General features: G+C 29.9%; 15 protein-coding genes. 6 read left to right on the forward strand and 9 right to left on the reverse strand.

Going from position 1 to position 15223, the window contains the following annotated elements; all coding sequences use genetic code 11:
• Nucleotide 1: 1 nt before the first annotated feature.
• Genes ACKTTR_RS13110 through ACKTTR_RS13150 form a run of 9 tightly spaced genes read right to left on the reverse strand, consistent with a single transcriptional unit; the run spans nucleotide 2 to nucleotide 9562 of the window.
• The gene (locus ACKTTR_RS13110) at nucleotides 2–934 is read right to left on the reverse strand and encodes a PKD domain-containing protein (RefSeq protein WP_408028269.1); all 933 of its coding nucleotides are present in this window, start codon (nucleotides 932–934) and stop codon (nucleotides 2–4) included.
• Between the two features lie 10 nt (nucleotides 935–944).
• Entirely contained in the window at nucleotides 945–1391 is a 447-nt protein-coding gene (gene tssO, locus ACKTTR_RS13115) for a type VI secretion system TssO (protein WP_408028270.1), read from the reverse strand.
• A gap of 3 nt (nucleotides 1392–1394) precedes the next feature.
• Nucleotides 1395–1892: a type VI secretion system TssO gene (gene tssO, locus ACKTTR_RS13120; RefSeq protein WP_408028271.1), complete on the reverse strand. Its 498-nt coding sequence runs from the start codon at nucleotides 1890–1892 to the stop codon at nucleotides 1395–1397.
• Between the two features lie 12 nt (nucleotides 1893–1904).
• Nucleotides 1905–3071 (reverse strand): hypothetical protein, encoded by a 1167-nt coding sequence (locus ACKTTR_RS13125; protein WP_408028272.1) that lies wholly within the window; start codon nucleotides 3069–3071, stop codon nucleotides 1905–1907.
• The gene (locus tag ACKTTR_RS13130) at nucleotides 3064–3942 is read right to left on the reverse strand and encodes a TssN family type VI secretion system protein (RefSeq protein WP_408028273.1); all 879 of its coding nucleotides are present in this window, start codon (nucleotides 3940–3942) and stop codon (nucleotides 3064–3066) included. Before ACKTTR_RS13130 ends, ACKTTR_RS13125 begins: the two co-directional genes overlap by 8 nt.
• A gap of 14 nt (nucleotides 3943–3956) precedes the next feature.
• Nucleotides 3957–4901, reverse strand: a complete 945-nt coding sequence (locus ACKTTR_RS13135; protein ID WP_408028274.1) for a hypothetical protein — start codon at nucleotides 4899–4901, stop codon at nucleotides 3957–3959.
• Complete coding sequence (locus ACKTTR_RS13140) at nucleotides 4886–7327, reverse strand: AAA family ATPase (RefSeq protein WP_408028275.1); 2442 nt, start codon at nucleotides 7325–7327, stop codon at nucleotides 4886–4888. The genes ACKTTR_RS13135 and ACKTTR_RS13140 overlap by 16 nt, the downstream gene beginning before the upstream one ends.
• Nucleotides 7328–7329: 2 nt before the next feature.
• Nucleotides 7330–9093 carry a hypothetical protein gene (locus ACKTTR_RS13145; protein WP_408028276.1) on the reverse strand — a complete coding sequence of 588 codons (1764 nt, stop codon included), beginning with the start codon at nucleotides 9091–9093 and terminating at the stop codon, nucleotides 7330–7332.
• Between the two features lie 34 nt (nucleotides 9094–9127).
• A complete protein-coding gene (locus ACKTTR_RS13150) occupies nucleotides 9128–9562 on the reverse strand; it encodes a GPW/gp25 family protein (RefSeq protein ID WP_408028277.1) in 435 nt (144 codons plus the stop codon).
• A gap of 81 nt (nucleotides 9563–9643) precedes the next feature.
• Here ACKTTR_RS13150 and ACKTTR_RS13155 point away from each other — a divergent pair, with 81 nt between their 5' ends.
• The 6 genes from ACKTTR_RS13155 to ACKTTR_RS13180 all read left to right on the forward strand — a co-directional run bounded on the left by ACKTTR_RS13155 (nucleotide 9644) and on the right by ACKTTR_RS13180 (nucleotide 15207).
• Nucleotides 9644–10099: a hypothetical protein gene (locus ACKTTR_RS13155; RefSeq protein WP_408028278.1), complete on the forward strand. Its 456-nt coding sequence runs from the start codon at nucleotides 9644–9646 to the stop codon at nucleotides 10097–10099.
• A gap of 20 nt (nucleotides 10100–10119) precedes the next feature.
• Nucleotides 10120–11484, forward strand: a complete 1365-nt coding sequence (locus tag ACKTTR_RS13160) for a DUF5458 family protein (RefSeq protein WP_408028279.1) — start codon at nucleotides 10120–10122, stop codon at nucleotides 11482–11484.
• A gap of 281 nt (nucleotides 11485–11765) precedes the next feature.
• Nucleotides 11766–12218, forward strand: a complete 453-nt coding sequence (locus ACKTTR_RS13165) for a GAF domain-containing protein (RefSeq protein ID WP_408028280.1) — start codon at nucleotides 11766–11768, stop codon at nucleotides 12216–12218.
• Between the two features lie 83 nt (nucleotides 12219–12301).
• Nucleotides 12302–12427 (forward strand): hypothetical protein, encoded by a 126-nt coding sequence (locus ACKTTR_RS13170; RefSeq protein ID WP_262510991.1) that lies wholly within the window; start codon nucleotides 12302–12304, stop codon nucleotides 12425–12427.
• 142 nt (nucleotides 12428–12569) lie between these two features.
• Entirely contained in the window at nucleotides 12570–14096 is a 1527-nt protein-coding gene (gene purH, locus ACKTTR_RS13175; RefSeq protein ID WP_408028281.1) for a bifunctional phosphoribosylaminoimidazolecarboxamide formyltransferase/IMP cyclohydrolase, read from the forward strand.
• An 82-nt stretch (nucleotides 14097–14178) separates the two neighbouring features.
• Nucleotides 14179–15207 carry a rod shape-determining protein gene (locus ACKTTR_RS13180; protein ID WP_408028282.1) on the forward strand — a complete coding sequence of 343 codons (1029 nt, stop codon included), beginning with the start codon at nucleotides 14179–14181 and terminating at the stop codon, nucleotides 15205–15207.
• Nucleotides 15208–15223: the final 16 nt, after the last annotated feature.

The following is a 15223-nucleotide window of genomic DNA, read 5'->3' on the forward strand; positions in this document are numbered from 1 at the left end:
ATTATCTTAATAAACTTTGTGTTACATTTAATCTTTTGAAACATTTAATTGTATCTATTTCAACTTTATTTATAATTATTTTACTTCTTTTCTTATTTTCTAGATAGTGTAAACCTTGACAGTAACTAAAAAAGTCATTATATCTCCCTCCATTAACAATTACAAGTATATCTTCAGCTTGATTACATGTGTAGTTATTCTTTATATAATTTAAGTTCTTATAAAAGGTTCCTCGATCTGTAACCTTACTATCTGCTATTGCTTGAAGTCTTTTTCTAATGTCATTTTGAACAACTCCTAAAGAGTCTACTTTTTCTAATTCTTCAACTTTTTCAAATCTTGGTAAAATTCTAATGTTATGAAATATGGGGTATTTTAGTGTATTTGTTTGAAGCTTTACTCTATAATCACCTGGTTTACTATACCTATAGATCACTTGTTCTTCATAGGCATCAACCGTACCTGTTTCTCCAAACTCCCAATACCAAGTATTTATTCCTTTTCCTTCGGTAAAAAACACTAGTTCTTCCCCCACATAACCTTCATCTACTCCATGTAATGTTACCAAAGAATCTCTAGCTGAAATCTTAGGCAAGGAAACAACTCCTATTTGTTTTGATACAGTGAATTTATCGTTTATTTTAATTGATACAAGATACTTTCCTTCTTTACGATATTTATAATCAATATTACCTGGTTTTACAATAGAATCTCCGTTTCCCATGTGCCATACTACTTTTCTTCCCTCCACTAAACTTGTATCGTTTAAAAGGAAAAATAGCTTTTCACCAACTTCAAACTGATAATTACTATTAGTCTCAGATACGTAAAAATCTAAGTTACTAAGCCTTGATTTATATGGGGCAAATATTGCTAGTATTAAAACCAATAAGGCTATAAAAATTAAAACTGATAATTTAAATCTATTAGACATACTCTTATATTTAAATATTAGCTTTACATTCTTCTAAATTCTCTTTCAAAACTTTATTATTTCTTTTTAAAGCATTGTATTCTTCACTCAAATCGAAAAACATTTTAAGCGTTTTTGATGATTGAACTCCAAAAATGTATCGGTTATTCATATCGTTATCTCTGTATATTTTTTTGTATAGTTGTATTTCTTTATCTAACTCATCTAATACTTGAATTTGAATAACATCAAAAGGTATTTCTTGAATTTTTTTATGTGTTTTTTTTATTCTTTTTGTATACTCTTCTTGAACATCAAAAATTTCTTCTGAAGCATCAATGCTATTCAATAACTCTTTACTTTCTACTACAGGTACTTTAAAAATAAATTTTGTTAGTATTATAAACACTACTGTAGATATTATTATAAACAAAAGAGAGAACCTTATTTTTTCCCAAAAAATTTCATGATTATCCATAGCTTAATCTTTATTTAAATCCTTATTTAAATCTTTATACTTTTCCCTACATTTTTCTAGCTGCTCTTTATTAGCCTCTCTTGTATTAACTTCTTTGTTGTAACTTTCAAGAAGTGATTGTATATTTCTTATTTCCGATAAAAACTCACCGTAAATTTTGTAATAGTTATTTTCTTTTTTTGTACTATCAATACTTTGTCTTATCTCAACTCTAGTTTCGGTAATAATCTTTTGCATTTGCCTATACTCTCCTATATTTCGTCTTTTGTTTTTTAAGCTGTATAAATTTTTAAAAAGTTCTTCCATTTTAAAATTTAACATTGCCTGTTTTTTAAAAACTTCATTATAGTGAGATTGCTTACTCTCAATTAAAACAACTCCTTTTTCTGCAATAATTAAAGTAACGTATAAACAAAAAAATACAACAACTGCTGTTAAAGAAAACGATGCCAAAAACTTAAGTATTTGTTTTTTTCTTTCTTTGTAATTTAAAGCTTTCATAAGAAATTAGTATTAATCAATTATACTCCAAGTACTATTTTTTCCTCTATTTCTATTGAACTGTGAACCTGATTCTTCGTTAATTACGATATTATCTTTTCTTTGTCCTATATACTCTAGCTCGCTCATCTTTTTAAACACTCGCTCTAACATAACTACAAACCTATTTAACACGTCAAAAGTTTCAGCTATTTCTATATGATTGTACTTAACGTTTACAGCATCTACTATAGCATCAAGAAAATCAGAAGGCTTAATATCTGTCCACTGGTAATAATATTGTAACAGCTGTTCTTTTTCTTTATCATCCATAATACTTAAACAAATAGAAAGCTTATTTGCTAACACAACTAACCTATCCACTAAGTACATAGGAGATCTACTAACCGATATATTCTCTAGATTAAAAATATTGTCACTATAATACTCTTGTAGCTTCTCACAAATTGAAAAAGTATTAGCAACTAATTTGTTACTATTCTTTTGCCCATTATTCTTTTTGAAAATTTTAATAGAATAATTTTTAGATTTAATAAGTACTTGTAACAACCCTTTACCAAAACCTTCTAATCTTTCATTTGAGGATAAGTTAACTACAGGAGGAACATAGCCTTCGTCAATTGAAAATAATCCATTAGTCCATAAAACTTTTCCTATAACTAAAAAGTGTTCTTTTAAAAAACTGGTGTTAATTTTTGAAACTGGAAGTGTATGTAACTCTAATTTTGGCAATACATTAGGGTGGTGTAAAGGTATAACCTCAGGATCTGGAACACCTACTGGTAAATACTCAAAAGGAGATAAAGACAACATAATATAAAACTCTTCACTTTCGGTTTTATCAAAATCAGATGTTTTTAAAGTTACAGAAGGTGAATTCGCTCCATACAAATCACGATGATACATAATTCTGTATCCTTTTTCCGTAATTGCATTACACGATTTAAGCTTTATCACTAAAGAATTATCTCCATCACTTAAAACATCTAACTGTAAGTTTTCAAAATCAGCTCCATTTTCAATTAAACCATACTCATAATTTTTAAGAGAAACCGAATTATAATCTTTTATAGTTTCAATTGTATTATTATAATTTTTAAAAAAATGTTCTGCAGATATTTTTACTCCGTCAGTCCAGTTTATAGGTAAATAATCCATTTTGTTATTTTTCTTATTCATCATCAATAGTATTTAGTGCAGTTCTTCTTATGTATATAGTTTGTTTATTTCTTATTCTGTTAAATTTCCCATCTTTTTCAGCATCTAAAACCTTTGTAAATAGTGGGAAGTTAAACCACTTGTTGGTATAGAATATCCATCCAATAGGCTGACCGTCTATGTAAGTGTCAATCATTCTATCAGGAAATCTAAAATTTTGATCTTCAATAAAGCGATTAAACCACATACCAACCGATACTTCCATAGGTAATTTCACTGAAAAAGAGCTGTAGTTTTTATCGTCAGGGTTTCTTTTAATTTTCACTGTAACTTGTATTAGTTTAAAAACATCTACATTATCCCAATACATGTCACTAACTCCGTTATCTGAAACATTCCAAGCTTTATAAAATGGTTTTGATATGTTTAAAAAGTAACCTAAAGACATTGAGTATAATAATGGTAACACAAACCAAATTATTGATAACATAGCCCAAAGTGCATAAGGGAGATCACTTATTTTTTCAAAAATTAAATAATACAACCACCCTGAAAGAACCATTACTATGAAAGCAAAAAACAATGTATGAAATTTGTTATCTAAGCCTATAGACTTGTAAAATTTTGTGTTCTGAAAGAGCATAAAGAATACACCTATGAAGAGATAACACAAAACTGTGAGTATTAATCCTACCCACACAAATTCATACTTTAATAAACTGATTAAAACAGGTGCTATCAAAATAAGGGTAAGTAACAAAACTAAAACAATCGCCTTTTTAATATTAAAAGACTTTTTAGCTTTTACTATATTATTTAACACCATTAAAGAAATAATGGCTATTAATGGTGCTAAAAGAAATTTTAAAAAATATACTATTATTATGTTCATAACTTTTTCTTTTCTTATTTAGTTAAATATGAGTCATATCCTAAAAATCTTTCCGATAAAACAAAGGATTGATCAGAATTTGTTTGATAAGTAATATGAATTTTTCTTGAGGAAATTAAAAAGAAACTTAAGACTTCTTCTATTTGTAAAACACTCTTTTCTAAAACCTTAAAATTTTCAACTTCTTTTTCTAATATTACTACCACCTTCACATCATCTATCTCGCTGTATAGCTCTCCACTTAAACCTAGGTCAACTCCTAAAACTGCATCTCCCAAACTTAAAAAAGGGGACTCATTTATAATACAAGGCACATAGCTAAGTTTTACTTTTAAGCCTAAAACTACTTGTATTAACTTTTCTAATTCAACTAAATTTTCTTTAAAAAATTCAGATTTACATAAATTAAGAAATAGCTTATACAATGACTCATCTGAAACTTGTAAATCAGAGCCTATAATTTGCTTAAAAATATTTAGCAAATTTTGTTTTGATTTTTTATCTGAGAAAAAATTTAAACTTCTGTTATTAATTCTTACCCTTTCTTTAAATATTTCGGTATCAAAAAGAGTAAAAAAGTTAATATCTCCCTTTTCTTTTTCTCTATTCTTACGAATCGTATCAACTACTTCTTTTTTGTTATCTGAATTAACCCCTAAAGAAAGAGGGTAAAATAAAATTTCTGGTAGTTGATGGTATATACTATTTCTACTTAAGTTAACAACTAAGTTCTCTTCAAACCCTGTGTCTTTAGCTATAAAGTTTGAATCTACAGATAAAACATCTTTAGATTGAGCCCTACTATTCATACCGTGATTTTTTACGATTAAGGTCTCAGACACATCTTTATCCAGCAAAAATTCTAGCTCTTCAACAAAAACTTCTCCAATAAAATTAGATGCCATATTACGAACAAGATCGTCAACAACAACATCATTTTCTTTTACACTAGCTCCCATACAAGATTATTATTTTTATAATCTAATAATACATGATCTCCTTTGTTGACTTGTTCAGAAACTATCATTTTAGATATTACTTTTTTCACATATGTTCTTACAACTCCAGCAATAGGTCTAGCTCCATATTTTTGAGAAAAACCTTTTTTCGACAAAAATTCTAAAGCTTCATCAGAAATATCTAACACTATTTGCTTTTGTTGTTCTAATTGCTTTCTTAGTTTATTAAAGTGTATTACTAAAATATCTTGTGCTACTTTTTGATTAATTGGCGCAAAAGGTACTACTTCTGTCAACCTTCCTAAAAATTCAGGTCTAAAGTGTTGTGCCATTACCTCAATTAATTCATTTGAAGTTGGAACTCTTCCTTCTGTTATTTGTTCAGCAATCCATTGACTACCTATGTTAGATGTAAAAATGACAATTGCATTAGAGAAATCTCCTTCTCTACCTAATTTATCATGAATTACACCTTCATCCATTAACTGAAGAAAAACATCGTAAACAGAACTATGTGCTTTTTCAATTTCATCAAATAAAACTACTGAGTATGGGCGTTGTCTTATTTTAGTCACTAACATCCCTCCTTCTTCATAACCCACATAACCTGGAGGCGCTCCATAAAGTAATGCTGCTGAATGTTCCTCTTTAAATTCGGACATATCAAAACGAATCATTGCTGTTTCATCGTCAAACAATAATTCTGCTAATGATTTAGTCAATTCAGTTTTTCCTGTTCCAGTAGGTCCTAAAAAGAAAAAGGAACCAATAGGTTGTTTAGGGTTGCTAAGTCCACTTCGTGATTCTATAATAGCATCAGATAATGTTTGAATAGCATTTGATTGCCCCTTAACTCTTTCTTCTAGTTTTTTATCTATATTTAAAAGACGTTCTTTTTCTTCCGTTTGAATTTTTCCTAAAGGAATACCTGTAATTTCAGAAACAACAGCTTCAATATCTATTTCACTTACGGTATCAATTGGAGTCTTAGCTAGCTCTTTTAACATTGATAAGAATTCATCTACCTTAGATATTTCTTCCTGTAAATCTGGATTATCAGATAATAAACTAAATGACTTGGTTACTTTTGAAGTTTGAATAACACTAACTTTTCTGTAAATAGTATTGTATATCAATTGTAAATCTGAAAAATCAAATTTTTCCGACTCTTTAACTTCATTAAACTCTTTTTCTATTTTTCTAACTTCTCCTAATATCGTAGCATTACTCATCTTTACAGCTGCTACAGTTTTATCTATCAAATCTATTGCTCCATAAGGTAACTTCTTTTCTTTAAAATACCTTTTTGAAAGATGTATAGATTCTTCAATTGCCTTGTCAGAAATTTTAATATCAAAATGTACTTCAAGCCTTTTCTTGTGCCTATGTAAACATTTTAACATTTCTAAACCTCCCAACTCCTCTAGCTTCAATATCTCTAACTTTCCGTCTATCGGATGTCTCTCAAGATTTTTCCTATATGAATCTGAATTAATTGTAAAAATCATATTAATTCGTCCTTCACTTAACTGAGCGTTCAAAATATTAACAATAGCATTTGTTTTGCCAGAAGAATTTTCAAGTAACACATGAAGATCATCTACCACCAGTATAGAAGGGGCGTCTATAGATTCTAGTTTCTCAAATAATTCTGATATTTTCTTATTTACATCATTTTCAGAACTTGCTCCAGCTAATAATTTTGGAACATTGAGTTTAAAAACCAAATGACTTTTCAAATACTCATCTGTACTATTACTCAACTCTCTTACAAAGTAATTTATTGTTCCTGTTTTTCCTATCCCTGAATCTCCTACCAGAATAACACCTTTACTTTCAGACCTTTCAAAATTCTCTAAAATTAATCGTACTTCTTTTTCTCTTCCTAAAATTAAATTCCCTTTTTGAATTACCTCTTGTGTCTGAAGTTCTTCAATATATGAACTTATAGTAGCAATATTTTCTTTGACATTTGACTCTAAAAAAGTAGGAGTATTTGCATTGTAGTGATTAAGAATATCTTGCTCGGTTATTCCTAGTGTTTCTATTTGTTGCCCAGAATACACAACACCTTCTCTTACTACTGCTGTAAAAATACATAGTGCATCAATATTCTCTGTTCCCAATTTAATTTTTGAACGCTCGGATTCTTCAAAAACCTTTGCAACCTCATTATCGGGATTTACATCTCCAGAAGCTTGAAGCGGAGTTGACTTATACATCTCTTTCATTACCTCAAACCATTCGAGAATATAATTAGCATCTTTTCCCATACCGTCAATAATTTCTTCTAAACCTGTAGGCTCATTAATTAATGACGTTATTAAATGGCTAACACCGTAAGTACTTTGGTTTTCTTTGTAAGCAATACTTTTAGCTCTTTTTATGCTTGACAAAGCACTTGAGCTGTAATCTTTTTCTATCATTTTTAAATAAAAAATACTTTATAGGTTATATTTGATATAGATCTCTTTTCCAGTTCCTTCTCTAGATAATAACTGAAAAGGGTTTGTTTCTCTTTAGAAATTAATTCTTCTTTAGTTTTTATATATATATCTGTGGTTCTTATTAACCCTTTTTTCTTTTCTTTTGATATTGTAACTCCATCTTTTATAGAGATTTCATCAACAAAACGCCCTATTTTACTATTTACAAAGCTTTTTACATCTTCTCTTGTTACAATTCTTTCTCTTGTAAGCAATCCATAGCGTAGACCATTTATTTTATCATGTTCTTCTTTTCTAATATAACCCCCAATTGTATCTGTTTTTAGTTTAATCTTACTATCAATAAACTTACCTGTTCTATATTGATTAAAAGTATAATTTGTATTAATACCATTTGCATGATTAGCATTAGTCAACCAATATTGAAACTCGTAATTAAAAGCCTCTTTATGCGGGTAAGTCAACAAAAAAGTTTTATCATTATTTGCATTTACCTCACCAAACTCTAAATGAATTTTCTTGTCTATTTCATCTAGTTTCTCATGCAAATCATCTAAATATGCTTGTATAATATCATAACCAATAGAAGAAAAAGCACTACCTTCTTCTCTAACTGTTTGAGAAGTTTTACTCAACATCATTTTAGCACTTCTGGTATCAAACCTACCTATATCTCCAAAATAAAGAGAATAACCTCCTTCAAGACTTTCAGTTGAGTTTTCTATAACATTTGCATAACTATTTCCTTTATCATCGTTTAAACTTTCAATATTTAAAAAGTAGTCTACACCTTTGCTAAGTACTGATAAAATCCTACCATTTTTCCTAAAATTATGTTGCTTGTACTCTAGCTTTCTATTAACTACTGGAAAGGTGTTTAAACTCACATCTATTCCTTGCAACTTATCTTTAGAAAAAACCTCTGGAAGTTTAACTTTAAACCACAATAATTGTTGGTTTAAATCTTCTGGTTCAATAAAAAAATCATCCTGCTCACCAAACAATTCATTAATTGTTTTTTTTGTTTTACAAGATTCATTCAGACTTAAAGTATAAAAGCAATCTTCATAAAAAGAAACTACATCATCAAAATAGTGAACTTCACTATTCTTATTCACCAATACTTCCTTATCCAAGAACATTTCATTGCCGTCAACGTCATAAACCTTCATTGTTTTTAAAAAAGGTAATAACGAGCTGTCTTTTAAAATAAAACAAAGAGACAAGTTGTTTGTTTCTTTTAGCAATTCATTAGAAATCTCTACTCCAAACCAAAGCTCATAGTCTTTAATTTTATTCTCATTTGGTAAATAAAGAGCATCTTCTATATTTCCAAATTGATTTTCGCATACCAACAACTTATCATCATATCCTAAATATTTAACAGAAGCATTTATAAGTTGTTTTGCTATAATTGGCGTAAAGAAAACATCTAGCTTTTCCTCTCCAAATCTTCTTTTTGAACAATAAAAATGATCTGAAACATAAAGCTGTGTTGTATCATCCTCTGGCTGAGCTTTTAATAAAGCATGCGAAGGTGATGGTAAAGACCATTTATTGCTTACTAAGATTCTAGACAATCTATCTAGTAATTCTTTATCTGAAACATCTACTTGTTGATGTAGCTTTGATATTTCATAAGCAAAAGTATGTAGTAATAAATCTAAAATAGGGTCAACACTTCTCTTGTCTTTAATTCCCCATAATTCCATCGAACGTAAAAGCATTCGATTTTTTATTTTCATAAAATATTCGTCTCTCATTGCATTTTTTTATTTTTTATTGAGATAAAGGGCTGATGTAAAAAAGTGTAGCAAAACTAAATGGAGCTTCAGTTTCAATGATTGTTCCAAATACTTTTATTTCTGCTTTTCTTCTTACATGGACATCAGTAGTCTCTGCATCATCATCTATTTCTGACAATCTTACACTAACTCTAACATCCTTAAGCCTAGGTTCATATTCAATAAAGGCGTAATATAAAGAATCTTTTACTTTTTCTTCCCATTTATTGATTTTAACCAACTGGTTAAACTCTAAGTCCCAAATATCGGAACCATAATTGGGTCTTCCAAAAACTTCGCCCTGTTTTGAAGTAGCAATTATCATGAGGTGCTGGGCTATCGATTCTTCAAGAGTACACCCCAATCTATCATTCTCTTTATTTCTTTTTGTTATGCTGGAAAAGTCTAGGGGGATCTTCAAATAATTCATTTTTCCTTAATTTTTTCCTGTAAAAATAATTTTTTTTATCAAATATTTAATAGATTCGTAGCAGAATAAAAAAAAATTATTATGGCAATGTACAATTACGGAATTGGAGGCAATGAAGTTAAAGTTGATGCTAACGAATCAATTGCAAACATCCCTTCCAACAAAACTTTACTAATTCAAAAACTTACCGACGAAGCTCCAGCAACCCCCGAAGCTATCTATGGTTTAGACACAATCGAAGCTGTATTCGAAAAGTTTTCACCTTCTGTGAAACTTGAACACACCGATGAAAATGGCGCAGACGTTAAAGAATCTTTAAACTTCAACAATTTAAGTGATTTTAACGTTGAGAACATTAAGGCTAATAGCTCTTTTCTAAATAAGCTTGATATAGAAAAAGATCAGTACCTAAGAATTTCAAGACAATTATCTTCTAACAGAGCTCTAATGAAAGCTCTAAGCAACCCCGAAACTAAAGATACATTTATTAAGATTTTAGAAGAATCTATTAAAGAAATCGATCAAGCTGAACAATAAAAACAAAAACATAATTAGCTATGTCTACAAAAGTAAAAACGCAACAGTCGGAAGAAGTAAAACATCAATCCCCTAGTCAAGAAGTAGCTAACGCTATTGACGGTATTAAAGAATACGGAGGTTTCTCTTTTATTGAGAACATCGTTGATGGATATTCAAACTTAAACCCAAAAAGAAAAGCTAGAAAAAGTCTATTTTTAAACGACGAGCAGTGGAAAGGAGAAAGAAAAAACTTAAAAAACAGACTTTCTGTTTGGTTAGAAATTTTAAAAAGTAGTGACAGCATCGAATCAATGTGTGATTCTGCTAAAGAAAAAGCTACCAGTATTGAAGGAGTTCTAAATTATAACTTAAAGAAAACCTTAGAAAAAACTAAAGAGTTAGAAACTTCATACAGATCTGTAGCACTATTCTACAAAAACACTGAAAAAGATAAAGTAAAAAATATTACTATCTTAAATGCAGATTTAAGCCAGCTAAGAGATCTAGAAAACCCTCTTTTCATAGACTATGTGTCAAATGAGCTTAAACAAAACTTCGATAGATTAGACTTAAAAGATAACTACTCTATTTTAGTAGTTCCTGGATACCTTGGGTCTAATGTAGTATTAGACAAATGGTCTAAAATAGCATACGACAATAAAGCTGTTTTATTAACTGACTTCCAAGATTTAGAAACTCCAGATGATATTGTTGACATGTTTTCTAACGCAAACCATTCAGGAGGTGAAGTTCACAAATCAAACACTTTAATGACGTGTAACTGGCTTTTAGGCAGAAAAAAAGAAGACACGGTTGGTGAAGAAGATAATTTATACGTACCACCATCATCTGCTTTAGCCGGTAAGATATACCACACCTTAATGTCTCAAGTAGTGGCAGGTAAAAAGTTTGGTGGTCTTAATGAAGTAGAAAGTGTAAGATTCGATCTTAAAAAGAGTGAAATTTCAGAAATTGAAAAAATGGGTCTTGTTCCTATGGTTAATGAATATAGTAAAGTAATGGCTTTTTCAGCTAAAACTTTATTTAATGGAGACAACCTAGGATTACAAACTTACTCTGTTGTAAGAGTATTTGATCATATAACAAAAGTATTATTTGATTTCTTAAACAGAAGAGCATTTGAAAACTGGAGTTCTAGAACTGAAGCTGACTTACGTCGTCAAATAGTTAAATTCTTAGACGATATTCAAGGACCTACTAAGTTAATTGAACGCTTTAAGGTTATAAAAATAGAACAAGATCAAAATCAAAAAGACCGTGTTTTATTAGATATCCACATCACTCCTTATTTCCCTGCTAAAAGTTTTGTTATCCAATTGGATGGACATAAAGGAGATGGACCTGAAGATGCTGTTTGGCATAGTGAATACGTTCAACAGTAACTTAACCTAGAACACAATCGTTTTCTTTTATAGAAAACGGCAGAAATAAGAGCGAAAGTTTTAAATTAAATTTAAAACTTTCGCTTTCTTTTTATAAGATCTTTTTAAAGAAACCAATCCACAATTATCTTATCTAAATAAACTTCCACATCTTTTTCATAAAAAACTCTTAAAACATCCGTTTTAGACTATAAAAAATAGAATTCAGTTTTTTATCACAATCCTTACAACTATTTTTGTAAGCTTTAAACACTCTTTACGAATAAGATAAAAACACTTTTATGAACATACAAGAACTAAAAAACAATATAGACTTAATAGTTAGTAATAATTCTTCAAAAGAAGAAAAACTACAACAAATCTGCGATTATTTAGCTTCAGAAATTTCTTATTACGACTGGGTTGGTTTTTACTTTAAAAATGGAGATAAAGAAGAATTAAAATTAGCACAGTTTAACGGAGAACCTACAGATCATACAATTATTCCTTTTGGAAAAGGAATTTGTGGTCAAGTTGCTGTTAGTAATGAAAATTTTGTAGTTCAAGATGTTAGCGAGCAAGACAATTACATCTCTTGCGGATGGAAAGTAAAATCTGAAATTGTAATCCCAATTTTTGTTAATGGAGAAAATATTGGTCAAATAGACATTGACTCTCATACAGTTAACCCATTTACTCAAAATGATGAGGCTTTATTAGAGTATATTTGTGAAAAAGTAGCCACTTTTATATAATTTTCACATAATCACTTGATTATTAAGTTTTTTTTTACTTTATTTGATGTGATTTTTTAACAACCCCATTAATCCCCTTAAATATGAGCAGTAGAGAACATCCATCTTATGCAGCATTAGGCAATGCTAATGCTCGTTCAAAATCTCAACAATCTTTAGTAGAAAAATTCACTATCTGGTTTCGTAATTTTTTAGAAACTGCAGAGTAATTTTTCTTTTAAATTTTGTTGTTAGAAAAACACCACCAAAATTATTTTATTTTTGGTGGTGTTTTCAATCTTAAAAACTTAAAAAATTATTGTGTAACGCCTACTGTTTTACTAGCTTTGCAAGCTTAACAACACAACAATAATGAACAATACAAAAACTATTAAATCAGCATTAATTTCCGTTTTTCACAAAGACGGATTAGAGCCTATTGTTAAAAAGCTTAACGAATTGGGTGTTACTATATACTCTACAGGAGGTACCGAAAAATTCATTAAAGACTTAGGAATTGATGTAGTACCAGTAGAAGACGTCACCTCTTACCCTTCTATTTTAGGAGGAAGAGTAAAAACTTTACACCCTAAAGTTTTTGGTGGTATTTTAAACAGGCAAGATCATGAAGGTGATATTGCTGAAATGGAAGAATACAATATTCCTCAATTAGATTTAGTAATTGTAGACTTATACCCTTTTGAAAAAACAGTTGCTTCTGGTGCTTCAGAACAAGATATTATTGAAAAAATTGATATTGGCGGAATTTCTCTAATCCGAGCAGCAGCTAAAAACTTTAAAGACACTGTAATTGTTTCGTCAATGGAGCAGTATGAGGAGTTTTTAAATATTATTTCTGAAAATAACGGAAACACTTCGTTAAACGATAGAAAAAAGTTTGCAGCTAAAGCCTTTAATATCTCCTCTCATTATGATACAGCTATTTTCAACTATTTTAATGAAGATGAAGTTGTATATAAAGCTAGTGAAACTACCTCTAAAGTGTTACGCTATGGAGAAAACCCACATCAAAAAGGTTTTTTCTTTGGTGATTTAGATGCTATGTTTGATAAACTACATGGAAAAGAGTTAAGTTATAATAACCTATTAGATGTTGATGCTGCTGTTAATTTAATAGAAGAATTTAAGGGAGAAGACCCAACATTTGCTATTCTAAAACACAATAATGCATGTGGTTTTGCTCAACGTAAAACAATTCATCAGGCTTATGTAGACGCTTTAGCTGGCGATCCTGTTTCTGCGTTTGGAGGAATCTTAATTTCAAACACAAAAATTGATAAAGCTACTGCTGAAGAAATTCACAAATTATTCTGTGAAGTAGTAATCGCTCCTGCTTATGATGCTGATGCCTTAGAAATTTTAAAAGGTAAAAAGAACAGAGTAATTTTAATTCAAAAAGAAGTTGAATTACCTAAACAAACAGTAAGAACAGCTTTAAACGGAGTATTAGTTCAAGATAAGGACTATATTACCGATAAATTAGATGATTTATCATACCCTACTAACAATAAACCATCAGAAAGTGAGTTAGAGGATTTGTTATTTGCATCTAAACTATGTAAAAACACTAAGTCAAACACTATTATTTTAGTAAAGAACAAACAATTATTAGCCGGGGGAACAGGTCAAACAAGTAGAGTTGATGCTCTAAGACAAGCTATTGAAAAAGCTAATAGCTTCAACTTTGACTTAAATGGAGCTGTTATGGCTAGTGATGCTTTTTTCCCTTTTCCTGACTGTGTAGAAATAGCAGACAAAGCAGGTATAAAAAGTGTAATTCAACCAGGGGGATCTATTAAAGACCAATTAAGCATTGATTATTGTAACAATAATAATGTTTCTATGGTTTTTACTGGAACTAGACATTTTAAACATTAATTATACTAAGTGTAAAATACCCACAGATTTTTATTAGATTTGTGAGAATACATTAAAATTAAATATAAATAACGAAATCTTTATGGGTTTTTTCGATTTCATGACAGAAGATATTGCAGTAGATTTAGGTACTGCAAATACACTTATAATCCACAATGGTAAGGTAGTTATTGACAACCCCTCTATTGTTGCTAGAAATAGGCTTACTGGTAAAATTATTGCTACAGGTCACGAAGCTAGTAGGATGCAAGGAAAAACCCACGAAAACATCAAAACCATACGTCCCTTAAAAGACGGTGTAATTGCTGACTTTCAAGCTTCAGAAGAAATGATCAAGGAATTTGTAAAACAAATTCCTGCTATAAAAAAGAGATTATTTCCACCATCATTACGAATGGTAATTTGTATTCCTTCAGGAATTACCGAAGTTGAAAAACGAGCAGTTATTGATTCTGGTCGTCATATGAACGCTAAAGAAATCTATTTGATTTATGAGCCTATGGCAGCAGCTATTGGTGTAGGTGTTGATATTATGGAGCCTAAAGGAAATATGATTATTGATATAGGTGGAGGTACAACTGAAATCGCTGTTATAGCACTAGCTGGTATTGTTTGTGATCAATCAGTAAAAGTTGCTGGAGATTTATTTACCAGTGATATTATGTATTACATGCGTACTCAACATAACTTGTATGTTGGTGAGACTACTGCTGAAAAAATAAAGTTACAAATAGGTTCTGCTACAGAAGATTTAGACAACCCTCCTGAAGACATGATGGTACAAGGACGTGATTTATTAAGTGGAAAGCCTAAGCAAATACAAGTTTCTTATCGTGAAATTGCAAAAGCATTAGATAAATCAATTTTACGTATTGAAGATGCCGTAATGGAAACGCTATCTAAAACACCTCCTGAATTGGCTGCTGACATTTACAATACTGGTATTTATTTAGCTGGAGGAGGTTCAATGCTTAGAGGTTTAGACAAACGTTTATCAAGAAAAACAGATTTACCTGTTTATGTTGCTGAAGATCCGTTACGTGCTGTAGTTCGCGGAACAGGTATTGCTCTTAAAAACTTAGAAAAGTACAAAACTGTATTAATCAAATAAATTTGAGTGATTATTT

The sequence above is a fragment of the Tenacibaculum litoreum genome (assembly GCF_964513915.1).
GTDB classification, from domain to species: Bacteria; Bacteroidota; Bacteroidia; order Flavobacteriales; family Flavobacteriaceae; genus Polaribacter; species Polaribacter litoreum.

Coding starts and splice junctions, on each gene's coding strand:
- ACKTTR_RS13165 (WP_408028280.1), top strand. CDS start 11,766: ATGAACATACAAGAACTAAAAAACAATATAGACTTAATAGTTAGTAAT.
- ACKTTR_RS13130 (WP_408028273.1), bottom strand. CDS start 3,942: ATGAACATAATAATAGTATATTTTTTAAAATTTCTTTTAGCACCATTA.
- ACKTTR_RS13110 (WP_408028269.1), bottom strand. CDS start 934: ATGTCTAATAGATTTAAATTATCAGTTTTAATTTTTATAGCCTTATTG.
- tssO (WP_408028270.1), bottom strand. CDS start 1,391: ATGGATAATCATGAAATTTTTTGGGAAAAAATAAGGTTCTCTCTTTTG.
- ACKTTR_RS13145 (WP_408028276.1), bottom strand. CDS start 9,093: ATGAAAATAAAAAATCGAATGCTTTTACGTTCGATGGAATTATGGGGA.
- ACKTTR_RS13180 (WP_408028282.1), top strand. CDS start 14,179: ATGGGTTTTTTCGATTTCATGACAGAAGATATTGCAGTAGATTTAGGT.
- ACKTTR_RS13135 (WP_408028274.1), bottom strand. CDS start 4,901: ATGGGAGCTAGTGTAAAAGAAAATGATGTTGTTGTTGACGATCTTGTT.
- ACKTTR_RS13150 (WP_408028277.1), bottom strand. CDS start 9,562: ATGAATTATTTGAAGATCCCCCTAGACTTTTCCAGCATAACAAAAAGA.
- ACKTTR_RS13125 (WP_408028272.1), bottom strand. CDS start 3,071: ATGAATAAGAAAAATAACAAAATGGATTATTTACCTATAAACTGGACT.
- purH (WP_408028281.1), top strand. CDS start 12,570: ATGAACAATACAAAAACTATTAAATCAGCATTAATTTCCGTTTTTCAC.
- ACKTTR_RS13140 (WP_408028275.1), bottom strand. CDS start 7,327: ATGATAGAAAAAGATTACAGCTCAAGTGCTTTGTCAAGCATAAAAAGA.
- tssO (WP_408028271.1), bottom strand. CDS start 1,892: ATGAAAGCTTTAAATTACAAAGAAAGAAAAAAACAAATACTTAAGTTT.
- ACKTTR_RS13155 (WP_408028278.1), top strand. CDS start 9,644: ATGGCAATGTACAATTACGGAATTGGAGGCAATGAAGTTAAAGTTGAT.
- ACKTTR_RS13160 (WP_408028279.1), top strand. CDS start 10,120: ATGTCTACAAAAGTAAAAACGCAACAGTCGGAAGAAGTAAAACATCAA.
- ACKTTR_RS13170 (WP_262510991.1), top strand. CDS start 12,302: ATGAGCAGTAGAGAACATCCATCTTATGCAGCATTAGGCAATGCTAAT.